The 21,838-nt window shown below is 62.7% G+C and carries 22 protein-coding genes and 1 tRNA gene; 3 read left to right on the top strand and 20 right to left on the bottom strand.

The annotated features are described in order from the left end of the window. Nucleotides 1-102 precede the first annotated feature (102 nt). From rnk to obgE, 11 genes are all read right to left on the bottom strand, one after another. Nucleotides 103-531 (bottom strand): nucleoside diphosphate kinase regulator, encoded by a 429-nt coding sequence (rnk, locus tag ABSY17_RS25610; protein WP_378947274.1) that lies wholly within the window; start codon nt 529-531, stop codon nt 103-105. Between the two features lie 371 nt (nt 532-902). Beyond that, nucleotides 903-1,421 carry an RNA pyrophosphohydrolase gene (locus ABSY17_RS25605; protein ID WP_378947271.1) on the bottom strand — a complete coding sequence of 173 codons (519 nt, stop codon included), beginning with the start codon at nt 1,419-1,421 and terminating at the stop codon, nt 903-905. Between the two features lie 6 nt (nt 1,422-1,427). After that, entirely contained in the window at nt 1,428-2,588 is a 1,161-nt protein-coding gene (locus ABSY17_RS25600) for a divergent polysaccharide deacetylase family protein (protein ID WP_378947268.1), read from the bottom strand. A gap of 99 nt (nt 2,589-2,687) precedes the next feature. Next, the gene (locus tag ABSY17_RS25595; RefSeq protein WP_378947266.1) at nt 2,688-4,016 is read right to left on the bottom strand and encodes a S41 family peptidase; all 1,329 of its coding nucleotides are present in this window, start codon (nt 4,014-4,016) and stop codon (nt 2,688-2,690) included. Continuing rightward, nucleotides 4,017-5,345 (bottom strand): murein hydrolase activator EnvC family protein, encoded by a 1,329-nt coding sequence (locus tag ABSY17_RS25590; RefSeq protein ID WP_378947263.1) that lies wholly within the window; start codon nt 5,343-5,345, stop codon nt 4,017-4,019. A gap of 168 nt (nt 5,346-5,513) precedes the next feature. Next, the gene (gene rlmH, locus ABSY17_RS25585; protein WP_378947260.1) at nt 5,514-5,996 is read right to left on the bottom strand and encodes a 23S rRNA (pseudouridine(1915)-N(3))-methyltransferase RlmH; all 483 of its coding nucleotides are present in this window, start codon (nt 5,994-5,996) and stop codon (nt 5,514-5,516) included. A 13-nt stretch (nt 5,997-6,009) separates the two neighbouring features. Further along, on the bottom strand, nt 6,010-6,387 hold the full coding sequence (gene rsfS / locus ABSY17_RS25580) for a ribosome silencing factor (protein WP_378953026.1): 378 nt from the start codon (nt 6,385-6,387) through the stop codon (nt 6,010-6,012). A gap of 230 nt (nt 6,388-6,617) precedes the next feature. Next, nucleotides 6,618-7,220, bottom strand: coding sequence for a nicotinate-nucleotide adenylyltransferase (locus ABSY17_RS25575; protein WP_378953024.1), 603 nt, complete (start codon nt 7,218-7,220; stop codon nt 6,618-6,620). 152 nt (nt 7,221-7,372) lie between these two features. Beyond that, nucleotides 7,373-8,653, bottom strand: a complete 1,281-nt coding sequence (locus ABSY17_RS25570) for a glutamate-5-semialdehyde dehydrogenase (protein ID WP_378947257.1) — start codon at nt 8,651-8,653, stop codon at nt 7,373-7,375. Between the two features lie 3 nt (nt 8,654-8,656). Then, a complete protein-coding gene (proB, locus tag ABSY17_RS25565) occupies nt 8,657-9,799 on the bottom strand; it encodes a glutamate 5-kinase (protein WP_378953021.1) in 1,143 nt (380 codons plus the stop codon). 15 nt (nt 9,800-9,814) lie between these two features. Further along, nucleotides 9,815-10,852 carry a GTPase ObgE gene (obgE, locus tag ABSY17_RS25560; RefSeq protein ID WP_378947255.1) on the bottom strand — a complete coding sequence of 346 codons (1,038 nt, stop codon included), beginning with the start codon at nt 10,850-10,852 and terminating at the stop codon, nt 9,815-9,817. An 88-nt stretch (nt 10,853-10,940) separates the two neighbouring features. Here obgE and ABSY17_RS25555 point away from each other — a divergent pair, with 88 nt between their 5' ends. Then, a complete protein-coding gene (locus tag ABSY17_RS25555) occupies nt 10,941-11,828 on the top strand; it encodes an endonuclease/exonuclease/phosphatase family protein (protein ID WP_378947252.1) in 888 nt (295 codons plus the stop codon). Between the two features lie 6 nt (nt 11,829-11,834). Here the strand turns inward: ABSY17_RS25555 and ABSY17_RS25550 are convergent, their stop codons facing one another. The 3 genes from ABSY17_RS25550 to rplU form a co-directional block, all read right to left on the bottom strand. After that, nucleotides 11,835-12,422: a GNAT family N-acetyltransferase gene (locus ABSY17_RS25550; protein ID WP_378947249.1), complete on the bottom strand. Its 588-nt coding sequence runs from the start codon at nt 12,420-12,422 to the stop codon at nt 11,835-11,837. A gap of 123 nt (nt 12,423-12,545) precedes the next feature. Further along, nucleotides 12,546-12,815: a 50S ribosomal protein L27 gene (gene rpmA / locus ABSY17_RS25545; protein WP_018430099.1), complete on the bottom strand. Its 270-nt coding sequence runs from the start codon at nt 12,813-12,815 to the stop codon at nt 12,546-12,548. A 25-nt stretch (nt 12,816-12,840) separates the two neighbouring features. After that, a complete protein-coding gene (gene rplU / locus ABSY17_RS25540; protein WP_378947246.1) occupies nt 12,841-13,272 on the bottom strand; it encodes a 50S ribosomal protein L21 in 432 nt (143 codons plus the stop codon). A gap of 320 nt (nt 13,273-13,592) precedes the next feature. On the opposite strand from rplU, the gene ABSY17_RS25535 reads away from it, so the two are divergent. Further along, nucleotides 13,593-13,682 (top strand) — tRNA-Ser (locus ABSY17_RS25535). A gap of 172 nt (nt 13,683-13,854) precedes the next feature. On the opposite strand, the gene ABSY17_RS25530 is transcribed toward ABSY17_RS25535, so the two are convergent. The 6 genes from ABSY17_RS25530 to secD form a co-directional block, all read right to left on the bottom strand. Then, complete coding sequence (locus ABSY17_RS25530; protein WP_378947243.1) at nt 13,855-14,394, bottom strand: hypothetical protein; 540 nt, start codon at nt 14,392-14,394, stop codon at nt 13,855-13,857. A gap of 246 nt (nt 14,395-14,640) precedes the next feature. Further along, the gene (locus tag ABSY17_RS25525) at nt 14,641-14,946 is read right to left on the bottom strand and encodes a hypothetical protein (protein ID WP_378947240.1); all 306 of its coding nucleotides are present in this window, start codon (nt 14,944-14,946) and stop codon (nt 14,641-14,643) included. 358 nt (nt 14,947-15,304) lie between these two features. Further along, nucleotides 15,305-15,592, bottom strand: a complete 288-nt coding sequence (locus ABSY17_RS25520; protein ID WP_378947237.1) for a hypothetical protein — start codon at nt 15,590-15,592, stop codon at nt 15,305-15,307. A gap of 22 nt (nt 15,593-15,614) precedes the next feature. Further along, on the bottom strand, nt 15,615-16,463 hold the full coding sequence (locus ABSY17_RS25515; RefSeq protein ID WP_378947234.1) for a DUF930 domain-containing protein: 849 nt from the start codon (nt 16,461-16,463) through the stop codon (nt 15,615-15,617). Nucleotides 16,464-16,940: 477 nt separating this feature from the next. Continuing rightward, entirely contained in the window at nt 16,941-17,024 is an 84-nt protein-coding gene (locus tag ABSY17_RS25510; protein WP_378953018.1) for an excalibur calcium-binding domain-containing protein, read from the bottom strand. Nucleotides 17,025-17,262: 238 nt separating this feature from the next. After that, nucleotides 17,263-19,791, bottom strand: coding sequence for a protein translocase subunit SecD (secD, locus tag ABSY17_RS25505; RefSeq protein WP_378947231.1), 2,529 nt, complete (start codon nt 19,789-19,791; stop codon nt 17,263-17,265). 895 nt (nt 19,792-20,686) lie between these two features. Between secD and ABSY17_RS25500 the strand changes: the two genes are divergently transcribed. Continuing rightward, nucleotides 20,687-21,826, top strand: a complete 1,140-nt coding sequence (locus ABSY17_RS25500) for an MBL fold metallo-hydrolase (protein WP_378947228.1) — start codon at nt 20,687-20,689, stop codon at nt 21,824-21,826. Nucleotides 21,827-21,838 lie beyond the last annotated feature (12 nt).

Below are 21,838 nucleotides of genomic sequence, written 5' to 3'. Positions count from 1 at the left end.
GGCAAAATCCTTGGTCGTCAACTGACATTCGGTCATGGCATCCCTCCGCGCAGCACGGATTTCCACTCCGCGCCAGCATGGTTCGAAATCTCTTCGAGCCGCTCAGTTCTCGGCTTCGAGCGGCGCTTCGACGGTAACGATCTCGAACTCGAGACGGCGGCCGTCACGCGAACTCCAGGCAACCGACTGGCCCTCGCGAAGGCCGATCAGGGCCACACCGACTGGGGTCAGGATCGAGACCTTGCCCTCGGCGATGTCCGCCTTGCCGGGATAGACCAGGGTCACGGTCTTGACCTCGCCGTCACCGCTGCGGAACGTCACCTTGGAGCCCATGCGGATAACGGTCGCCGGGATGCGGCCAAGCGGCATGACCTTCGCGCGGTCCATTTCGGACAGCAGTTCCTCGGCGATGGCGGGCTGACGGTCCAGGCTGGATTCGGCGAGGCCGGTCAGCTTGCCGTGGTCGCCCTCGCTCACCACGATCTCATGCTCGCGGCGCTGCTTGATGTTCTTGGCCAATGCAAACCTCATAGATTCTTGCTCGGGCGGCGCTTCGAAACGCGCGCGACCGATCGTCCGCTCAGCGGACACGTGTAAATGTCATAACGGACCGCGATGCGGCCCGTGGCTCATGATTTCATGCGTTGGAAAAAGTGCCCCGCGGGCTCGGAAGTCGCATGGCGACCGAGCCGGGGCTAAGATCCCGCGATGGGGCAGACCCGAAACAGGGCAAAGCTGCCGATGTGAGCGAAATTGCACATCGGCCAAGGGTTGCCGACCCGGCACCGCTTGTCAAGGGCGGCGGAAGGTCGCCGGCCTGAGCGGCTCGTAGCCTGCCTGAGAATGCCGTACACGATTCAGAAAATAATATGCAATTACAATAAGATAGAAAAGCAGCGTCGCTACGTCACCAGATGCCGGAAGGCCCCGACGACCTGTTCATAGACCGCCCGCTTGAACGGCACGATGAGCTCCGGAAGCTCCAGCATCGGCTTCCATGCCCAGCGATCGAACTCGGCCGAATGCCCCCCGGGAGGCGGGTTGATGGCGATCTCGTCCTCGCTGCCGTCGAAGCGGAAGGCGAACCATTTCTGCGTCTGGCCGCGATATTTGCCCTTGAGCGCCACGCCGATCAGATGCTCCGGCAGGTCGTAGTTGATCCACTGAGGCGCCTCCGCAAGCAGCGACACGCTACGCATGCCGGTTTCCTCGTAGAGCTCGCGCACGGCCGCGGGCAACGGATCCTCGCCCTTGTCGATGCCGCCCTGCGGCATCTGCCACAACTGGTCGGTATCAGACAATTCGCTGTCCGGTTCGGCGATGCGCCGGCCGGCCCAGACCAGCCCGCTGCCGTTCAGCACCATGATCCCGACACAGGGGCGGTATGGCAGATCCCGGGGATCGACCTTGTTCTTCGACATCTGTTCCTATCCTCGTTCGGGGTCGCTGGCGACCGCCGAGATCGGCACGATCTCGATGCCGCGCTTGCGCGCCTCGTTTGCCCATGACGCCACCGCATCGACGGTGACGTCGAAAGCGTTGCCGGTTCCAATGGCGAAACCCTTGGCTCGGGCAGTCCGCTCCAACTCGTCGAGCTTGTCCAGGATCGCGCCGCGCTCCTGCACCGCATCAATGATGGCATCGCCCGCTGCGAAAGGTACACCGTTCTTGAGCGCCAGTTCGGGCGCCAGGCTGCGCGCCGACGAACCATCGTCGACATAGCCGATGCCGCGCTTGCCGAGTTCGGCCATCAGCGTGCCCATCGCCTCGGAACTGGTCGAGAAGCGTGCGCCCATATAGTTCATCACGGCGGTATAGTTGGTCGTGCGCGACAGCGTCCAGCGCAGATTCTTGAGGTTTTCATCAGGGCTGCCATCGACGGTCAGCGTATTGCGGCCGGGATTGACGTTTGGAAAGTCGAACGGCTCGAGCGGCACCTGCATGACGATCTCGTGGCCCTCGCGCCGCGCTGCCTGCATCCACCGGCCAAGGCTGTTGCCCTGCGGCGCGAAGCCCAGCGTGATCTCTGGCGGCAGCTTGCCGATCGCGGACTGCGTTCCCGTCTGCGACAGCCCCAAGCCCCCGATGACGACCGCAATGCGCGCGCCCCGAGCACCCGACCAGGCGCGAGCATAGACGTCGAACGGCCGCCGGCCGTCGGCCGCCCGGATCGGCAGCGGGCCGCTGGCGCTATCCTCGATCAGCGCTTTTTCAGGAAGGTGGGCAACGCGGACGTTCTGTCCGACGGCCGCCGGATCGCGGATCACCACGACACCGCTCTCGCCCGCCGGCGGATTGACACGGATGATCGCAGGACCGTCTGGCGACCGGGGAGCGGCCGGCGCGGATTTTGCAGGCGACTGGGTAGGCGCCTGTGCGGTCGTAACCTCCGGCTTGGTGACGGCTGCGACCTCAGGCACGCGAAACGGCTTGTCGCGCAAAGCGATCGAGGCCGACGCGCCAACCACCGCCAGCACGCACAGACCACCAAGCAACGGCCCCTTGCGCAGCCACGCGGCGCGCCCGCCACCGGAAGGCCGGGACGTCTGCCCAAGCGGACGGTCGATTTCCTTTTCGATCTGCACCACGCGCCCTAGACCAGCCCCCGAATCAAACTGCCGGAACCTTGCGGTCCCGGCAGCATTGCATTGCGTGATCGCGCAGGCCAGCATTTCGCTGGCCCTGCCTCACTTGCTGTTCATCACGGCCTGGTCCGGATTCGGCGGGAAGGCCGGATCGGTCTTGGTGCCACGGAGAAGCTCCAGTGCAAATTGCAGCTGGAGATCGTCCTTCGCCTCTGGCGGCACATAGGCTGCCGAGCCCGAGCCCTTGTCGCTCTCTTCGGCGCCCTTGATATGGCCCTTGAGCTCGGATTCGCCACGGGTCACATCGCGCCCCTGCAGTTCGGCCGGCAGCGGCTGATCGACCTTGATGTCGGGCGTGATGCCCTTGCCCTGGATCGACTTGCCAGACGGCGTGTAATAGAGCGCCGTGGTCAGGCGCAGGGCGCCGTTCTCGGCCAGCGGGATGATGGTCTGCACCGAGCCCTTGCCGAAGGACTGCGTGCCCACCACCGTCGCGCGGCGATGGTCCTGCAGTGCACCAGCCACGATCTCCGAAGCGCTCGCCGAACCGCCATTGACCAGCACGATCAGCGGCACACCGTCGATGTCGTCGCCGGGACGCGCGTCGAAGCGGGTGATGTCCTTGGGATCGCGGCCGCGGGTCGAAACGATCTCGCCGCGATCGAGGAAGGCGTCGGACACGCTGACCGCCTGGTCGAGCAGGCCGCCCGGGTTGAGGCGCAGGTCGAGCACGAAACCCTTCAGCTTGTCCTCGGGGATCTGCTTCTTGATCTGCTTGATGGCGTCCTCGAGGTCGTCATAGGTCTTTTCGGTGAAGGACGTGATCTTCATGTAGCCGACATCGTTCTCGACGCGGTACTTGACGGCCTTGACCTTGATGATGTCGCGCTTGATCGTCAGCTCGATCGGCTTGTCGGCGCCTTCGCGCAGGATCGTCAGCTTGATCGGCGTATTGATCAGGCCGCGCATCTTTTCGACCGCATCGTTCAGCGTCATGCCGCGAACTTCGTCGCCGTCGATCTTGGAGATGTAGTCGCCGGCCAGTACGCCCGCCTTGGAAGCGGGGGTGTCGTCGATCGGGGTGATGACCTTGACCAGCTCGTTCTCCATCGTCACCTCGATGCCGAGGCCGCCGAACTCGCCCTTGGTCTGGACGCGCATGTCCTTGGCGGCTTCGGCGTTCATGTAGGACGAATGCGGATCGAGCGAGGTCAGCATGCCGTTGATGGCGTTCTCGACCAGCGACTTCTCGTCCGGCGGGGTCACATATTGGCCGCGCACGCGCTCGAAGATGTCGCCGAAGATGGCGAGCTGACGGTAGGTCTCGGAACCTGCCGCATTCGCAATCGAGCCGGGCGCGCCTTGCACCAGGCTCATCGCTGAGGCTCCCATCAGCGCCCCGGCAAGCAGAAGCGACAGTTTACGCATCATTTATGTCCTTCCAGAGGTGCGGTCCGCCCACCAGGGGGCCGGATCGACGGGTTTTCCATCCTTGCGGAACTCGACATAGAGCTCCGGCGTCACATTCGCATCTTGCGAGGCCGAGGTGCTAGCCACTCTCGCCTCGCCCATCGCACCGATCGGTTCGCCAGCCAGTACGGACTGACCGGGCGCGACGTTGATTCTGCTCATCCCCGCCAAGACGACATGATAGCCGTCGCCGGCATTGAGGATCAAGAGTTGACCATAGGAGCGGAAAGGCCCCGCATAAAGAACACTTCCATCCGCCGGAGCCGTCACGATGGCGCCCGATTGTGTCGCAAGCATGTCGCCTTGCATGATTCCGCCGATGCCGTCGTCTGCCCCGAAGCGGCGTTTCATATGCCCAGAAACGGGCAGCGCCAACTGTCCCTTGAGCGCTGAAAACGGTGCTGATGCAATAAGTTGGTTAGAATCTGGTACGGTCGGAACGGCAGTTGGCGCCGGCTCGCCCGCACGCTTGGCGGCTTCTTCTGCCGCTTGCCGCGCAGCCTCCGCATCGGCCGCTTTCTTCGCCGCCTGCTCATCGAGCTTGGCGATCAAATCTTTGAGACTTTCAGCGCGGGCGGCCAGTTCGGCTGCCTTTTTGGTCTCGTCGGCAAACGCGGTCTCGGATTCGGTGCGCAGCCGGCTCTTGGCCTCGAGCAGCAGGTTGAGGCGCTCCTTCTCCCCCGCCTGGGCGGTCATCGCGGTGGTCAGCCGGTCGCGCTCCGCCTCGATGGAGGTTACGACGCGCGACAGTTCCTTGAGGTCGGCCATCAGGATCTGGGTTTCGGCGCGCAGTTCCGGCACGACTGCGCCGAGCAGGATGGCGCTGCGGACCGACGAAAGCGCGTCCTCCGGCTTGACCAGGATTGCCGGCGGCGGATTGAGCCCCATGCGTTGCAGCGCGCCCAGAACCTCGGCCAGAACGCCCTTGCGCATGTTGAGCGAGGTGCGGATGCCGGCTTCCTGCTCCTTCAGCCCTTCGAGCTTGCCGGCAATGTCCTCGATGTCCTGGCCAAGTTTTCGCTCGGTCTTGGCCGACTGGATCAGTGCCGCGGTGATCGAGGCGTGGTCCTTCTTCACCTGCGCGATTTCGGCGGCCAGCTTTTCGCGGCGCTCGGACGACAGCTGGATGTCGCGGGCCACGTTCTCGTATTCGGTACGGGTCAGCGCCGGATCGGCGACTGGCTCTGCCTGCTGGGCAGCCGCCACCCCACAGGCAAGCGCGACCAGACCCGCCGCGGCGATGCCGCGGCACGGCGAAAGCCACGCCTTCAGAGAGGAATTCCGCGCCATGCGATGATCCGGTTATGAGTCGGCAACCTTAGCGGCGGCATCGTTAACGAACCATCAACCATGCTGGTAGCCTCAAGCGCACCAGGCAAACTTTTGCCCGCGCAATTTGTCGAATTCCGGGCACCACCCACGAGCTCCGCCGCCTACCCACAGCCCGATCATCCCGGACTACGCCCGGTGATAGGGATGCCCCGACAGTATGGTCGCTGCGCGATAGAGCTGCTCGCCGAGCATGATGCGAACCATCTGGTGCGGCCATGTGGCGGCGCCGAACGAGATCAGCAATTGCGCCTCGTTGCGCAGCGCCTCGTCGTGACCATCAGGACCGCCGATAGCGATCATCAGCCCGCGCTGGCCGCCGTCGCGCAGTGCTGCGATCCTGTCGGCGAACTGTTGCGAGGAGAGGTTCTTGCCGCGCTCGTCGAGCAGGATCAGCGCCGTGCCCGGCGCCATCTGGGCGCGTAGCCGGTCGGCTTCCTCGCGCCGCCGTTCATCGACGTCGCGGGCCCGGCTCTCGGCGATCTCCGCCACACCGGAAAAATCGAGACCGAGCGGCCCGCCGCTCTTCGAAAACCGGTCGAGATAGCGGTCCGCAAGTTCCTTCTCGGGGCCGGCTTTCATCCGGCCCACGGCATGTACCCAGACTTTCATCCAGTCGAACGGCTCAGTGAACCGTTTCGTCCTCGAGATCCGGTGCCTGCCACATCTTCTCGATGTTGTAGAACTCGCGGATTTCGGGCCGGAAGATATGGACGATGATATCGCCTGTATCGATGAGCACCCAGTCGGCACCCGACAGACCCTCGACGCGGGGATTACCCAATCCGGCATCCTTGAGCGCCTTGAAGAGATGGTCGGCTACCGCCGCGACATGACGGTGCGACCGCCCCGAGGCGATGACCATGTAGTCGCCGAGGGTCGATTTTCCCTGAAGGTCGATGGAGACGATATCTTCGGCCTTGGAGTCTTCGAGACTGGCAAGGACCGTCTTGATGGCGCGGGCAACGGCGTCAAAGTCGCCTAACCCGGCCGGCGAAGGCAGGATTTCCGCCTTCTTCCGAAGTGCTGTTCTCAGTGTCTTTCCTTTCCGACAGGAACAACCAAATCACCGCGGGTCCGCGATGACACCTTTTAGATAGGCAGAGTTGGGCGGCAGTTTCAAGAAAAAGGCGCAAGAACAGAGCTGCGACCGGCCGTTAGCACCCACAATCCTGCCCCGGCACAGGATTTGAGCAAGCGCGAGCCCGGCCAAACGACTGGAATTGGCTTGGATCAGGAGCTGGGTTCCTGCTTTACCGTGCCGTTCCGCAATGCCGTCGACGACAGCAGCGAGCGCGGCCCGTGAATGAATGTCCAGGCAGGGGCCTTCATTCGGGCCAGAAGCGGCGCATCGCCCTCGTCGACGCGCGCATAGTCGTAGGTCTTGGCGACCACCGACGACAGGAACGACAGCGTCGCCCCCGGCCGGTCGATGACGGCGATGGGGAAGGTCATGACGATCTGCCGCCAGCGCTGCCAGCGGTGGAAATCGCGCAGATTGTCCGCCCCCATGATCCAGACGAAGTCGACACCGGGATTGCGCGCCTTGATCAGCGCCAGCGTGTCGGCGGTGTAGCGCACATTATGGCTTGCCTCGAAGGCGGTCACCTTGATGCGCGGGTCTCTGGCGATCTGCTCCGACAGCTCAATGCGTTTGGCGAGCGGCGCAAGTTCGCGCGTGCTCTTGAGCGGATTGCCGGGCGTGACCATCCACCAAAGCTGATCAAGCTGCAGGCGGCGCATGGCGATCTCGGCGACAAGTCCATGACCCGCATGCGGCGGATTGAACGAACCGCCGAACAGCCCGACCTGCATGCCCTTCATCGCATGCGGCATGCGGAGATATTGCACGGCGACACCCTCCCCCTTGTGGGGTGGGTCGATCCGCGCAGCGGAGCGGGGTGGGGGTGCCTCAGATGTCAGTTTTCTACCCCCACCCGGCTCGCAAAGCTCGCCACCCTCCCCACAAGGGGGCGGGTAATCCTTCGCTACGGCCGCACCTGCCCGGAACCCCGCACGCGGTACTTGAACGATGTCAGCTGCTCGACGCCGACCGGCCCGCGCGCATGCATCTTGCCGGTGGCGATGCCGATCTCGGCACCCATGCCGAACTCGCCGCCATCGGCGAACTGCGTCGAGGCGTTGTGCAGAAGAATCGCCGAGTCGATCTCGTTGAAGAAGCGTTCGACCGCCTTGGCGTCCTCGGCGACGATCGCCTCGGTGTGGTGCGAGGAAAACGTCTCGATATGCTCGATAGCGCCCGAGACCCCATCGACCAGCCTCACCGAGATGATGGCATCGAGATACTCGGTCACCCAGTCGGCGTCGGTCGCGGGCTTGGCGTCGGCAAAGGCGGCCAGAACCTCTTCGTCGGCGTGGACCTCGCAGCCCGCCTTGCGCAGCGCTTCCAGTACCGGCACCAGATGGGTGGATGCAACGGCGCGATCGACCAGCAGCGTCTCGGCGGCACCGCAGATGCCGGTGCGCCGCATCTTGGCGTTGACGGCGATCGAAACCGCCATGTCGAGCCTGGCCGACTTGTCGATGTAGAGATGGCAGATGCCTTCGAGATGGGCGAAAACCGGCACGCGCGCCTCGGTCTGCACGCGCTCGACCAGGCTGCGGCCGCCGCGCGGGATGATGACGTCGAGATTGCCCGACAGACCCTTCAGCATCTCGCCCACCGCAGCGCGGTCGGCCACCGGCACCAGTTGGATCGCGTCCTCGGGCAGCTTCGCCGCTCTTAGGCCCTCGACCAGGCAGGCGTGGATTGCCAGCGACGAGTTGAGCGAGTCCGAGCCGCCGCGCAGGATCACCGGGTTGCCGGCCTTGAGGCACAGCGCGCCGGCATCCGCCGTCACATTGGGGCGGCTTTCGTAGATCACGCCGATCACGCCGAGCGGCGTGCGCACCCGCTCGATATGCAGGCCGTTGGGGCGGTCCCATTCGGCGATGACTTCGCCGACCGGATCCCGGAGATCGGCGATCGCCCGGATGCCGTCGGCCATGTCGCGGATACGGCCAGGTGTCAGCTTCAGCCGGTCCATGAACGAACCGCTCAAGCCGGCTTGCTCGCCATTGTTCACGTCGATGGCGTTGGCGTCGAGGATGTCGTCCTGACGGCGCAAAATCGCATCGGCCATGCCGATCAGGGCAGCATGCTTGCGCTCTGCGTTGGCAACAGCGAGTGGACGGGCCGCAGCGCGTGCCTTGCGGCCGATCTCGGCCATCAGTCGCGTCGTGTCGTCGCTCTCGTGCGCCTTCAGCATGTCCTACCCTTCCGCCTGCATCGCAACCGCGTCCGCATGGCTGACCACGAGGTCGTCGCGATGGATCATCGCCGATCGCGCCTCGTAGCCGAGCACGGTCTCGATTTCCGTCGTCTTCAGCCCAGCGATCCTTACGGCATCCGCAGCGTCATAGGCAACCAGTCCGCGTGCGATCTCGCGGCCCTCGGGCGACAGGATCGCAACCGTATCGCCGCGCGAAAAATTGCCGCTGACCAGCCTTACGCCCGCCGGCAGCAGCGATTTTCCCGACATCAAAGCGCCCACGGCACCGGCGTCGACGGTCAGCCGTCCGGCCGGTTCGAGCTGCCCGGCGATCCAGGTCTTGTAGCCCTTGACCGGGTTGCCGCTCGGCCGAAACAAGGTGGCGCGCTCGCCGCGCTCGATGGCCATCAGCGGCGAGAGCCTGGTGCCCGCGGTGATGATCATCGCCGTGCCTGCCGCGGTCGCGATCTTGCCGGCGTCGATCTTGGTGCGCATGCCGCCGCGCGACAGCTCGGAGGCAGCGCCTCCGGCCATCGCCTCGATGTCTGATGTGATGCGGTCGACGACGGGGATGAATTTTGCCTCGGGGTCGAGCGCCGGCGGGGCGGTGTAGAGCCCGTCGATGTCGGAAAGCAGCACCAGAAGGTCGGCCCCCATCATCGTCGCCATGCGGGCGGCGAGCCGGTCATTGTCGCCGTAGCGGATCTCGCTCGTCGCCACCGTGTCGTTTTCGTTGATGACCGGAACCGCGTTCATCTTGAGCAGGGTCGAGATGGTGGCGCGTGCATTGAGGTAGCGCCGGCGCTCCTCGGTGTCGCCGAGCGTCACCAGGATCTGCCCTGACTTGAGCCCGTTTCGGCCAAGAGCGTCGGCCCACGCGCCGGCCAGTTCGATCTGGCCGACGGCCGCCGCCGCCTGGCTTTCCTCAAGCTTCAGCGCCCGCTTGCCAAGGCCCAAAATGGTGCGGCCAAGCGCGATCGCGCCCGACGAGACGACCATCACGTCGGCGCCCGCCTGCGCCAGGCTAGCGATGTCGTCGGCCATCGATGCGAGCCATTCACGTTTCAGGCCCGAGGAGCGATCGACCAGCAGTGCCGAGCCGATCTTGACGGTAATCCGCTTGTAGGTCGTGAGCGAGGGGATCGTCATTTGGGCAGCCTATTTCGTCCAGCGCGCGTCGGCGGGTGCAACATCGCCGCTGAGCTGTCGCGCTTCTTCGACCACACTCATCAGGGCCCGCAGCGTCTCCTCGACACCCTCGCGCGTGACCGCTGAAAGCATGATCGGCGCGCGTCCCGCAGCGCGCTTCAGCGAGGCGGCCTTCTTCTTGCGCTCGTCGGCATCGAGCGTGTCGACCTGGGAGAGTGCGACGATCTCAATCTTGTCGGCCAGCCCGTGTCCATAGGCTTCGAGTTCGCCACGCACGACCTTGTAGACCTTGCCAGGATTTTCTTCCTGCGCCGAAACGAGATGCAGAAGCACGCGGGTGCGCTCGACATGGCCGAGGAAGCGGTCGCCGATGCCGACGCCCTCATGCGCCCCCTCGATCAGGCCGGGAATGTCGGCAATGACGAATTCGCGCGCATCGATGCGGGCGACGCCGAGGCCCGGATGCAGCGTCGTGAAGGGATAGTCGGCGATCTTCGGCTTGGCCGCCGTGACGGAGGCGAGGAAGGTCGACTTGCCGGCATTGGGCAGGCCGACCAGGCCGGCGTCGGCGATCAGCTTGAGCCTGAGCCAAATCCACATTTCCTGGCCTTCCAGGCCGGGATTGGCGCGGCGCGGCGCCTGGTTGGTCGAGGTCTTGAAGTGCTGGTTGCCGAAGCCGCCATTGCCGCCCTTGGCCAGAAGGTAGCGCTGGCCGACCTGGGTCAGGTCGCAGATCAGCGTCTCGTTGTCTTCTTCGTAGACCTGCGTTCCGACCGGCACCTTCAGCACGATGTCGGCGCCCTTGGCGCCGGTCATGTTGCGGCCCATGCCATGCACGCCGGTCTGCGCCTTGAAATGCTGCTGGTAGCGATAGTCGATCAGTGTGTTGAGCCCGTCGACGACCTCCAGCCAGACGTCGCCGCCACGGCCGCCGTCGCCGCCGTCCGGCCCACCGAATTCGATGAACTTTTCGCGCCGGAACGACACCGCGCCCGCGCCGCCGTTGCCGGAACGGATGTATACCTTGGCCTGGTCGAGAAATTTCATCGGACTGTTCGTCTCTTGCTGTTATTTGGTTGTTTCAGCGAACCTGCCATAGCGCAAGGCGCGGCGAAGGGCGAGTGCGGATTGGAAAATGCCCGCAGGAGGGGAGATTTCGACGATGAAGCTGGTCACCTACAATACCCAGTATGGCGTCGGCCGCGACGGCCGCTACGACCTCGCCCGCATCGCCGCCGCCGTGGATGGCGCCGATATCATCGCGCTGCAGGAAGTGACCCGCAATTTCATGCGCAACAATGGCGCCGACATGGTTGCCGGGCTTGCCGAATTGCTGCCCGATCATTTCCACGTCTTCGGTGCGGCCATGGATGTCGACTTCGGCATGGTCGGTGACGACGGCAAGCCGGCCAACAAGCGGCTTCAGCTTGGCAACATGGTGCTGTCGCGCTGGCCGATCGTATCGTCGCGCAACCTGCTTTTGCCGCGCAGCCTGCGCCTCAACCGCGGCAATCTGCAGCGCGCCGCGCTCGAAGCGCTGGTCATGGCGCCTACAGGTCCTTTGCGCGTCTATTCGGTGCATCTCGATCACGTCAATCTCGAAGAGAGGATGGCGCAGATCCGCCACCTCAAGGAGCGAGTCTACGCCTATCCGATGGAAGGCGGCGCCATATCGGGCGCTATCGAATACGGCTTCCCCGAGCTCCCCTGCCCGGAAGAATTCGTATTGCTGGGCGACTTCAACATGGTGCCCGGCTCGCCCGAACATCATGCGATGATCGGCGCTCCCGACCCTGTCGAAGGTGCGCAGATCGTCGCCCACCACCCTGTCGACGCCTTTCGGCTTGCGGGTGGCATTCCGGATGGGTCGGCCACCTGGACCGACGCGACCCGTCCCGAAAATACCCGCCTCATCGACTATGCCTTCGTCCAGGCCAACCTTGCAGCCAAGGTCAAATCCATCCGCATCGACACCGAGGCGAGCGGCTCCGACCACCAGCCGGTCTGGCTCGAGCTGGCCTGAGCGGGCTCAGCTGCGCGCCCACGACCTCAGGCTTGCCCAGGTCTTGCGGTCGAGCCGGTAGCGCTCGACCGGCACCTGGCCGGCGACGATCGAGTTCAGCATGCCCTGGCCGGCATACTGGAAACCGCACTTGTGAATGACCCGGCGTGACGCCGGGTTGATGACCCGGCACGAGACGTTGAGCACGTTGACGTCGGTCGCGCGGAAGGCGAGGTCGACCAGCGCGTGCGCGGCCTCCGTCGCGTAGCCGCACTTCCAGTAAGGTTCGCCGATCCAGTAGCCGAGTTCGAGGCCGCGATCGGTGAAGTTGAGGCCAGCAGAACCGACGAAGGCGCCGCTGTCGGCAAGGGTGATCGCATAGACCGCACCGCCGCGCTGGCCTCGCGCCATGTACAGGAATGCACGCGCCTCGGCCTCGCCGTAGGGATGCGGCATGCGCGACAGCATTTCGGCGATATGCCTGTTGTCGGCCAGCTGCACCAGCTCGGGAATATCGTCTTCGTGCGGCGGCCGCAGCACCAGCCGCTCGGTCAGTAATATCGGGCAGTCGATCGACAATCTTTCGTCTTCGACGTCGTCCTTTTCGGCAACCATGTCAAAAATCCTCCAGGAAAAATGAAAAAGGGGAGATGGAAACCCATCTCCCCTGATCCTTTTCCTGGCTTGGCCAGACACCGGTTCCCGAGATGGGGCGCCGGTGTTGTAGTGCGGAATCGGCTACTCCGCGGCCTTGAGCATCGGGTTTACCGACACGTAGGTTCGGCCATTGGCTTTTTTGGCGAACGAAACGGCGCCAGCCTCGAGTGCAAAAAGCGTATGGTCCTTGCCCATGCCGACATTGACGCCGGGATGCCAGGTGGTGCCACGTTGACGAATGATGATGTTGCCGGGAATCACTGCTTCCCCGCCGAACTTCTTCACGCCAAGGCGCTTCGACTCTGAATCGCGACCGTTGCGCGACGAACCGCCAGCTTTTTTATGTGCCATGGATGTTCTCCTTCAGTCGCTCTGATTACTCTGATTCCGCGACGGCTGCAGCCTTTTTCGGCGCTGCCTTCTTCGCGGGCTTCTCTGCAGCTGCATCAGCTGCGGCTTCGGTCTTGGCTGCCGCCTTCTTCGAAGGCTTGGCACCGCCCGTCAGGATCTCGGAGATCCGCACCGTGGTGAGGTGCTGACGATGGCCGCGCTTGCGACGCGAATTCTGGCGGCGACGCTTCTTGAACGCGATGACGGTCTTGGAGCGGCCCTGCTCGACCACTTCGGCCGTGACCACGGCGCCGGCCACGAAGGGCGCACCGATCTCTGCCTGGTCGCCCTCGCCAACGGCGAGCACTTCGACGAATTCAACGGTGTCGCCGGCAACGCCGTCGAGCTTCTCGATCTTGATCACATCATTGGCGGCGACGCGGTACTGCTTGCCGCCCGTTTTGATGACTGCGAACATTTTATGCCTTTCGCTGTTCGGTCGGCCTTGTTGAACCGCTTGAGCGGTCCGGGCCGTCTTTTTGTCAGTCGTTACGGGTTCATGAGCAAGCGGCGCAAAGAATCCTCCACGCCGAATGCAGGCGTCCCGTAACCGAAGGTTGTCAGCGAGTCAAGGCTGGCGCCCGAAATGCGCGGCGCGACCGCGCGCAGTGATTGCCGCCGCAAAGCCCCGATCGGCGGTTCCCAAAAGATGCTGCACAAATCGCGATATTGGGCCTTGTAACATCGCCGCTCTCCCGCTATCTAGTCGCCGCGTCGGCAACGACGGACCACGACCGCGGAGAGGTGGCAGAGTGGTCGAATGCACCGCACTCGAAATGCGGCATGGGTGCAAGCCCATCGGGGGTTCGAATCCCTCCCTCTCCGCCATTGTCAACCAAAAAATCCATTAATTTCAAAGCGCTTGAAGGCAATCGGTTGTCAGGCTGCTAATCGACCGGCTAACCGTGTCGGCCCTCTTACGGCGGCATTGGCGACTGCATCATCACTTGCGAATGCAGTTCCCATTATGCGTCGAGGACGCGCAGGCGAAGGGCTATCGCTAGCCAAGCAGCGCAGACCATTCCTCGGGGTGATCAATGCGATCTCCGTTCACGGCGGTCATCACCCTGATTTCCGCCCACCGTGAGGACCGTAGCAGCGTCTCACCGGCAACAATGCGTCGGGTTTCATCGTCCGCAGCCGGAAAGCTGTCCGGCCACAGAATTGAGAAAAGAACTGTTTCTATCCATTTCATTGCCCGTAAGCGGTCATCTCCGATAAAAAACTTTCCGACTGTTTCGGAGGACGCGTCATTCCCCGCGCGTTGAAAGCTGTTCGCCATGGTCAACCGCCATAGCGAATGACCGCTGATCATCAGCCGTCCGCTACCGGCATCGTTGAATGGTTCGACAATTAAGCCGCCATCGAATGTTAGCCGCTGATAATTCGCGCCGAGCAGCAAAGCCTCTGCCCAATTCGCTTCCCTCTCTGTGCTGACGTATAGCTTCTTGCTGCAGTAGTCTTGCAACATCCCGTCAGCAAAGAAAAAGACGACAGGCTCAGGAATTTCGATTGTAAAAATTTTAACCGGAATTTTCATCGTCGTCCATCCGTCCCGAATATCTTCATTCGGATATAAAAATTCAATTTCGGACGTTCAATTTCGTCGTCTACCCACATTTGGTAGTAGTTACCCGGTGTCGTTTCGTTTTGCATGTATTGTTCGTGACATAGCCGACGATACCGCCCAAAAGCCTCACGCTCATACGGTGACAGTTCCGCAATTCGTGCGCCGATGCTGTCACGCGGGCGTGCCAAGGCGAACAAAGACGCCAGCTTTCGTTTTTCAGCGTTTAGCGCCATCGGTGCCGATTGCCTCTAGCTCGATTAATTTTGCCCGCAACTGTTCAAGGTCTTCAATTTCGCGCAGGCTCTTAATTGTCGCCGCTATATCGCGCGCCTCATCGGGCGACAGTTCCCCGCTTGCGAGCATTTCGGCGACCGTAGCGGGGCTAGTGTCTGGAAGCTCCACAGTGCGTTGCTTGGCTACTAGCCGGTCAAGGACGTAGGTTATTGCGCGCATATCTCCGCTCAAAACGAGCTTTTGCAATTCAGCAATTGCAATTCCGCGCATCGCTTGAAGTTGCAACATTGTTTCTCGCGGAACCAGATTGCGTGAGCCCGGCTTGCGGCCACCCTGTCCGGGTAGGAAATGGCCTTTCTCGTTCCTTTGCGGAGCGCCGCTAGAGATAGGGAATTCTGGCGCATTCATAGCCAGTTCACCGTTGTTCCATTGTCTGCGAAGAACCGGGCAACATCGCCCGTCCGCATTTGCCATCGACCACCAATTCGTTCAGCGCGCGCGAGGCCGTAGCGCTGCCGGTACAAATTCAGCAATTGCCGACTCCATCCGGTGAGCCGCAGCAAATCGCCAGTTGAAATTGCCGTTGCTGATGCCGGGAGCCAAATGCTTCCCGGCAATTTTTGCGGCCCGACAGGTTGCGCCGTGCTCATTCCGCCGCAACCCGATCGAGCAGCGATGCCGCATCCTGCCCAGACAACGCGGCACAAAAGCCGAGCGCGCCGGCCAGGGCGCGCCCACCGTCCTCGATAGCCTCAAGATCACAATCCATCGCCGCGATTTCGCGTTCGACGGTAGCGCGCACCGCATCACGATTTATGCCGGTCGCTAGAGGCTGGTCGAGCGTCGGACGCAGCCCGTGTCCTGCACCTGTCATAGCTGCAATTTTCGAACCGATGTGCTGACGCTCGACATGCTTGATAATGCGCGGGTCCATCGGGATCCACTTTTCTGCCAACCTAGTCGTTTGCAGGGAGTCCGAGACGCCCCCATTGGTCGCGCGGGATCGTCGCGCCGACGCGGAAGGACAGCGACAGGATCGTGGTGGCGTCGGCGTCGACCTCGCAGCGGTAGCTCAGGGCATGCCATGCGGTCCGTGTGCGGAAGGCAGCCTCCGGAACGTCGAGGACATTGCCGCGTTTCAGCGGCACGAGCGGCACCAGGTCGGGGGAATAGGAAGCCTGTAGCAACTGCTGCTGCAACGCGCTGGCGCAGAGTTGGGCGGCCCGCTTGTCGCGTGGCACGACGGCCATCGCGGTCGTGGACAAGGCATCGCCGCCTTGGGATTGGGGCCGTCGGACCCCAGGCAATCCCGAATAGGGCTGCGATGCGGCAATGTCCGCATTCTCCGGACTTGGCGCCCTGCTCCCGCCTCCGGGCTTAGGAACCTCCGAACGGCTCGGCTTCGGCGCGGCCGCGGGCCTGGGCTCGGGCACCTTGGCTAGGGCGGGAAGCGCCAGCTCGCCATCGCTGCCCGGAGCTGCTGATGTCTGCTGGTCGGCACCTTCAGCGAGGCCCTCTTGCTTGTCCTTGTCCTGCTTGCCCGCGTCCTGGGTCGCGGTTGCCTCGTTCGCCGCATTGTGGGCGGGTTGGGCATCCTTGGCCACGTCCACCTGCTTTTCGGCGTCTGCGGTTGCATCCAGCCGCTCCTCGGCAGGCGGCTTCGAACCGTCACCCGTCGCCGGCGAAGGCGTCTGGGCGCCTCCCTCCTCAGGGGATTTGCCGGAGCCGGCATCCTTGTCGGCGAAGCGGAAAACCGGCTTCAAAACCTCGATCTGGGCCGGCTTGGACGGCTCAGTTTCCGCCACAGGCGGCTGCTTCGGCTCCTCGGGCTTCTCTGTAGCCCACCAGCGCCGCGATGAGCAGCCCATGCAGGATCAGCGATGCGGGCAAGGCCCACAGCGAGTCCCGACGCCGGTTGCTTGTCTCCTCCGCCATGCCGACCGATGTGGAGCGAAATATTGGCAGCATCAAGTGCTATCGCGCAAAATAGCCGACGGAGGTCCTGGACAGTGAAGCTAATGCGTTAGGAGCATAAAGGGGCCGGAAGCGGACTGGCGGCTTCCCGTCGATAGAATGCGCAAGCAGACGGTACGAAGACCTCGTTCGCTAGACTAGAACAACAATGTGGCAGGTACAATTTGGGGCTCGCCTTTCACCGGTTGGCGCGATCCACCGCGGCGAAAGCGTCCGTTCGGGAAAGGGAAACGGTGTTTGCGGCGGTCAGCCGTTCCGGTGCAGCCAGGTGACCGCAACGCCGGCTGAACGGGTGTGAGGGTGAGATTTTACCAGCGACGGTAAGGCTCACACGCGATGCCGTCACTATCAGCATCTCGGCGATGACGCCAGGTGGCGGACAGCGTCCTCAATGGAGTTAATACGAACGGCTTGCAGGGGCTCTATACTCGTCCCCACAGGCAGATGCCCGCCCCTTTCCAGCCAGTCGCGGACGTCGAAGCGAGGCATGCCGCGCTGCTGCCGGCGAATACGGCCGAACCGTCAGTTCCGAGCATGCCTTCAATCCCGTACTGCCCCGGGGTGAGCTGCGACCACTATTCCACGGAGGAGTGCCGGGCAGCCGCAAAGGCTGCCCGGTATGGGTTCTCATCACTGGGCAACACTTGCCGGGGCACCTTCTCCGTGCTCGACCTTGCGGTGTTGCCACCAGTCACCGAGCAGCAGCAGGATAGGAGCGGCAATGAAGATCGACGACGTGGTCGCGATGATGACGCCCACCACCATCGGAAAGGCGAAATTCTCGACGGCGCTGCCGCCCCAGATCGCCATTGGCAACATCGAGAGCAGGATCGCCGCCGAGGTATAGATGCAGCGCGCAAACACCTGGTTGATGCTCATGTCGATCAGCTCGCGAAGCGGCATCTTCTTGTACAGGCGCAAATTCTCGCGCATGCGGTCATAGACTACGACCTTGTCGTTTACCGAGTAGCCGATGATCGTCAGCAGGGCTGCGATGGCCGTCAGGTTGAAGTCGAGCCCGAACAGCGCAAAGACGCCGACCATCTTGGTGGTGTCGAGCACAAGCGTGGCGATGGCGCCGATCGCGAAGTTCCACTCGAAACGCCACCAGATGTAGACCAGCATGGCAAGCGCGGCGAGGACCACCGCAAAGACGCCGGAGCGCGCCAGTTCGCCACTGACCTTGGGACCGACGACCTCGGTGCGATCGAATTTCACGCCGGGATCGAGCTTCTGCACCGCTTCCTTGACGGTGTTGACCGCCGCGGTTTGTTCGGCTTCGCCACCGTCCTGCCGCTGCACACGGATCAGCACGTTGCTGTCGCCTCCGATTTGCTGAAGCGCAACCTCGCCGATACCGAGCCCACCGAGCGTGCCGCGCAGCTGCGCCAGATCGGCTGGCTGCGAAGTGGTGATCTCGACCTGGATGCCGCCCTTGAAGTCGATGCCATAGTTGAGGCCCGGCTTGAAGAACAGGCCGATCGAGGCGAGCGACAGCAGGATAGACATGCCGATGCCGAGGTAGCGGGCCTTCATGAAGGAGATCGATGTCTTCTCCGGGAAGAACTGGACAAGCGGTTCGATCCTGATGGTCTTCAGCCGCCGGCGGCGCACAACCTCGGTCATCAGGATGCGCACGACCGCAACCGCGGTGAACATCGACAGGCAGGTGCCGAGGAACATAGTGATGGCAAAGCCGCGCACTGGACCCGAGCCGAACATGAACAGAAGGCTGGTGGCGATGAGCGAGGTGACGTTGGCATCGACAATGGTCGAATAGGCCCGTTTGAAGCCGTTATCCAGGGCCGCAAACGCACTCAGCCCCTTCTTCGACTCCTCCCTGATCCGCTCGTTGATCAGGATGTTTGCGTCGACGCCGAATCCGATACCAAGGATGATCCCGGCAATGCCCGGCAGCGTCAGCGTTCCGCCGATCAGGGTCAGGACGCCGAAGGTCAGGATGAGGTGCAGGAGCAGCGCGAAATTGGCGATCATGCCCCACATGCCGTAGAGCGCCACCATGAACAGGACGACCGCCAGGAAGCCGGCGATGCCGGTATAGATGCCCATCTTGATCACGTCGCCACCGAGATCCGGGCCGACGGTGCGCTCTTCGATGACGGTCAGCGGTGCCGGCAGCGCGCCGGCGCGCAGGAGCGCTGAAAGGGTTGCCGTCTCCTCGACGCTGAAATTGCCACTGATCTGGCCCGACCCGCCGGTGATCGGCTCGCGTATGACGGGTGCCGACAGCACCTTGCCGTCGAGCACGATGGCGAAGGGCTTGCCGACATTGGCAGCGGTGATCTCGGCGAACTGGCGCGCCCCGACGCTGTCGAAGCGGAAGGAAACCAGCGGCTCCTGAGTGCGCGGATCGAAGTTGGCGCGCGCATCGGTGAGGCGCGCGCCATCCAGCGCGACGCGGTCCTCGATCGGGTATTGCCCGCCCGTCTTGGCGTCGGGCAGCATGGTGACGCCGCGTGGCAGCGGTTCGCCATTGGCGACGTTGGCGACCATGTGGAAAGTCATCTTGGCCGTACTGCCCAACAACTGACGCAGGCGCGTCGGGTCCTGGAGGCCCGGAAGCTGCACCAGCATGCGATCGCTGCCGACGCGCTGGATCGTCGGTTCGGCAACGCCGACCTGATCGACGCGCTGTCGAACGATCTCGAGACTCTGCTGAAGCGCTGCGTCGAGCTTGTCGCGCATACCAGCTTCGGTGAGTCCGACCTTGATCTGATTGTCGAGCTGGTTGACCTCGATGTCGGGCATGCCGGTGCCAAGGCCTAGCCCACTGACCGGGACAGCCAGAGCCTTCAGGGTCGACAGCGCCTTGGCGCGCTGCGCTTCGTCGTCGATGTTGACCACGATAGCGTCGTCGACGAGGCGCGCCGTTTGCGCGTTGATGCGTTCCTTGCGCAGGGTGCCGCGCACGTCGTCCAGCAAAGAGCGCAGACGATCAGCCTTCAGCGATTTCGCATCCACTTCAAGAACCAGATGCGATCCGCCCTGGAGATCGAGGCCAAGCGTGACCTGTTTTTTGGGAAACCAGTCCGGCAGCGCTGCCAGTTGCTGGTGCGTAAGGATATTTGGTAGCGCGGCAATGATGCCGGCCAAAATGATGATGGTGTAAGTCACCACCACCCATCGGGACGTTCGCATATTTCTGATCCTATGATAGCCAAGCCCAGGCGTCAGGGCGCTGGAGCGAAGGCCGATATTTCAAAGCTGCGGCCGGGGCCGCAGCGGTCAGGAAAGATCAGATGATGCAGGGGGCGCGCGGGCACCATAGTCATGGGGCGCTTCAGGGCTGACCGCCCGGAGGCTGAAGGCGGGACACTGCACAGCGCAATAGGTCTCTGCGAACCCAACGCCGGTGGGAACCAATGCGCCCTTTGGCTTGCCGTCATCATGCGTCGGCACTGCCTTGAAAGTCCCCGAGTCTGCGACAACGAACGGACGTCTCGGGAGGTCGGGGGCGGTATGGCGGTCCACGCTGTCCACGGAAGCCCTGGACTGCGATGACGTCCAAGGCATCCCACTGGCCAAGGGACCAAATAGGATCGCGATCGATGCGACACAAAAAAGCAGAATGACCGACAGAATGCCGGTCGTGCGCCTTTGATGTCCCTCGATCTCGTGCATGGCCTGCTTTGGTTGCGACATGGGTCTGCCGGACGGCAGTGGAACACACCTTAACCTTCCTTACGGCAGTTGCGTGGCTTCTCCAAGCGAACTGTCCTTGTTGGCCGGATCGTTGTCGCCAGCGCCAACGCAGCGACGGGTGCGGCTGGGTCTTCAAACGAACAGGCCCGCCGCCTCGGTTGAGACGACGGGCTGACGCTTCAGTCGTCCCATCCCCTTCGGCACCATGCAGGTTCGGCGATCATGATTGCTCCTTTCGTGACCGGGGAACCGCCAGCAGCGCAATCATCGTCTGATGCTGGCCACGGCAACCGAGGCGCTGTAGAATGTCGCGCGCTATCCCTTTGGCCTTCTCTTTATTGCATCCGTGCGTCTTGCGGGCGCAACGGCTAGGTTATGGGAGGGATGCTACATGTCAGTTTACAAGTGCGAGCCGTTTGATCGGCGCGACTTCCTGTGCTGTGGTGGCGCTGCCCTGTTCAGCGCCGTGGTGACGGCGTTGATCGGTAGCTCAAAACCCGCCTCGGCTATTGCTATCTCAGGTGCTGTTCCCGAGATCGACCGCCTCACGGTAAGCGTGGTCGTCGACAACTATCAATTCGCGGTCACACCCAGCCGTACTGTCGCGAATGTCGACATACGGCATTTCGGTTGGGGTATCGCTGATGGCAGGCCGCCCGGCAAGACGCTGGTAAGCGAGTTCGGCCTCTCGATGCATGCCATGTCGCAACACGGTGACGAGACGCGAAATGTCTTGGTCGATTTTGGCTTCACGCCAGACGCCTTGCTCAACAACTCCGGCCTTATGGGCATCAATTCGTCGGAGCTTGATGCTCTCGTGTTGAGCCACGGTCACTACGATCATTTCGGTGGCCTCGCCGGTTTCCTGGAACAAAACAAAGGCCGGTTGAAAGATGGGCTGCCCATTTACATCGGCGGCGAGGAGGCATTTTGCTCGCGCGAGTGGACGGCACCGCCAGTCCATGGCGATTTTGGCGCATTGGACCGTAGTGCGTTGGAAGAGGCTGCCCTGACGGTAAGGTTTGCGAAGGAACCTTCGCTTGTTGCGGATCATGCTTTCACGACCGGGCAAATTGGCCAAATGAGCTTCGAAAAGCTGCTGTCACCCACATCGATGAGGATCGGCGTGGAACGCGGCATGGGCTGCTACGCTGAAAAGCTTGCCGAGGACGAACGGACGAAATCGGTTATCCCCGACCAGTTTCGGCATGAAATTGCCACCGTGTTCAATCTGAAGGGGCGCGGCCTGATCATTTTGACGTCATGCAGTCACCGAGGTGTGATCAACACCATCAAGCAGGCTCAGTTGGCGTCGGGCATCAGCAAGGTTCATGCTGTCATCGGCGGATTCCACCTTGCTCCCTACAAGGAGGAATATGTTCGGGAAACAATCGCCACGCTCAAGGACATCGATGTCGATTACATCATTCCTCTGCATTGCTCGGGCGAACCGTTTTTTGAGATTGCGAAAGGCGAGATACCCAACAAGCTGCTGCGCTCCTATACCGGGACACGCTTCGCATTCGGCTAAGACGCAATGATT

The sequence above is a fragment of the Mesorhizobium sp. ANAO-SY3R2 genome (genome assembly GCF_042466635.1).
Lineage (GTDB): Bacteria > Pseudomonadota > Alphaproteobacteria > Rhizobiales > Rhizobiaceae > Aminobacter.
Note: the sequence above shows the minus strand (reverse complement) of the source record. Positions and strands in the feature narration are given on the sequence as shown.

What these genes read in the sequence shown, in the direction of transcription:
- ABSY17_RS25525 (WP_378947240.1), bottom strand. Translation starts at nt 14,946, where the DNA reads ATGTTGCAACTTCAAGCGATGCGCGGAATTGCAATTGCTGAATTGCAA.
- ABSY17_RS25555 (WP_378947252.1), top strand. Translation starts at nt 10,941, where the DNA reads ATGCCCGCAGGAGGGGAGATTTCGACGATGAAGCTGGTCACCTACAAT.
- obgE (WP_378947255.1), bottom strand. Translation starts at nt 10,852, where the DNA reads ATGAAATTTCTCGACCAGGCCAAGGTATACATCCGTTCCGGCAACGGC.
- ABSY17_RS25500 (WP_378947228.1), top strand. Translation starts at nt 20,687, where the DNA reads ATGTCAGTTTACAAGTGCGAGCCGTTTGATCGGCGCGACTTCCTGTGC.
- ABSY17_RS25530 (WP_378947243.1), bottom strand. Translation starts at nt 14,394, where the DNA reads ATGAAAATTCCGGTTAAAATTTTTACAATCGAAATTCCTGAGCCTGTC.
- ABSY17_RS25575 (WP_378953024.1), bottom strand. Translation starts at nt 7,220, where the DNA reads ATGCCGCATGCGATGAAGGGCATGCAGGTCGGGCTGTTCGGCGGTTCG.
- rpmA (WP_018430099.1), bottom strand. Translation starts at nt 12,815, where the DNA reads ATGGCACATAAAAAAGCTGGCGGTTCGTCGCGCAACGGTCGCGATTCA.
- secD (WP_378947231.1), bottom strand. Translation starts at nt 19,791, where the DNA reads ATGCGAACGTCCCGATGGGTGGTGGTGACTTACACCATCATCATTTTG.
- ABSY17_RS25595 (WP_378947266.1), bottom strand. Translation starts at nt 4,016, where the DNA reads ATGATGCGTAAACTGTCGCTTCTGCTTGCCGGGGCGCTGATGGGAGCC.
- rnk (WP_378947274.1), bottom strand. Translation starts at nt 531, where the DNA reads ATGAGGTTTGCATTGGCCAAGAACATCAAGCAGCGCCGCGAGCATGAG.
- ABSY17_RS25520 (WP_378947237.1), bottom strand. Translation starts at nt 15,592, where the DNA reads ATGGACCCGCGCATTATCAAGCATGTCGAGCGTCAGCACATCGGTTCG.
- ABSY17_RS25550 (WP_378947249.1), bottom strand. Translation starts at nt 12,422, where the DNA reads ATGGTTGCCGAAAAGGACGACGTCGAAGACGAAAGATTGTCGATCGAC.
- ABSY17_RS25570 (WP_378947257.1), bottom strand. Translation starts at nt 8,653, where the DNA reads ATGCTGAAGGCGCACGAGAGCGACGACACGACGCGACTGATGGCCGAG.
- ABSY17_RS25590 (WP_378947263.1), bottom strand. Translation starts at nt 5,345, where the DNA reads ATGGCGCGGAATTCCTCTCTGAAGGCGTGGCTTTCGCCGTGCCGCGGC.
- rlmH (WP_378947260.1), bottom strand. Translation starts at nt 5,996, where the DNA reads ATGAAAGTCTGGGTACATGCCGTGGGCCGGATGAAAGCCGGCCCCGAG.
- rplU (WP_378947246.1), bottom strand. Translation starts at nt 13,272, where the DNA reads ATGTTCGCAGTCATCAAAACGGGCGGCAAGCAGTACCGCGTCGCCGCC.
- ABSY17_RS25605 (WP_378947271.1), bottom strand. Translation starts at nt 1,421, where the DNA reads ATGTCGAAGAACAAGGTCGATCCCCGGGATCTGCCATACCGCCCCTGT.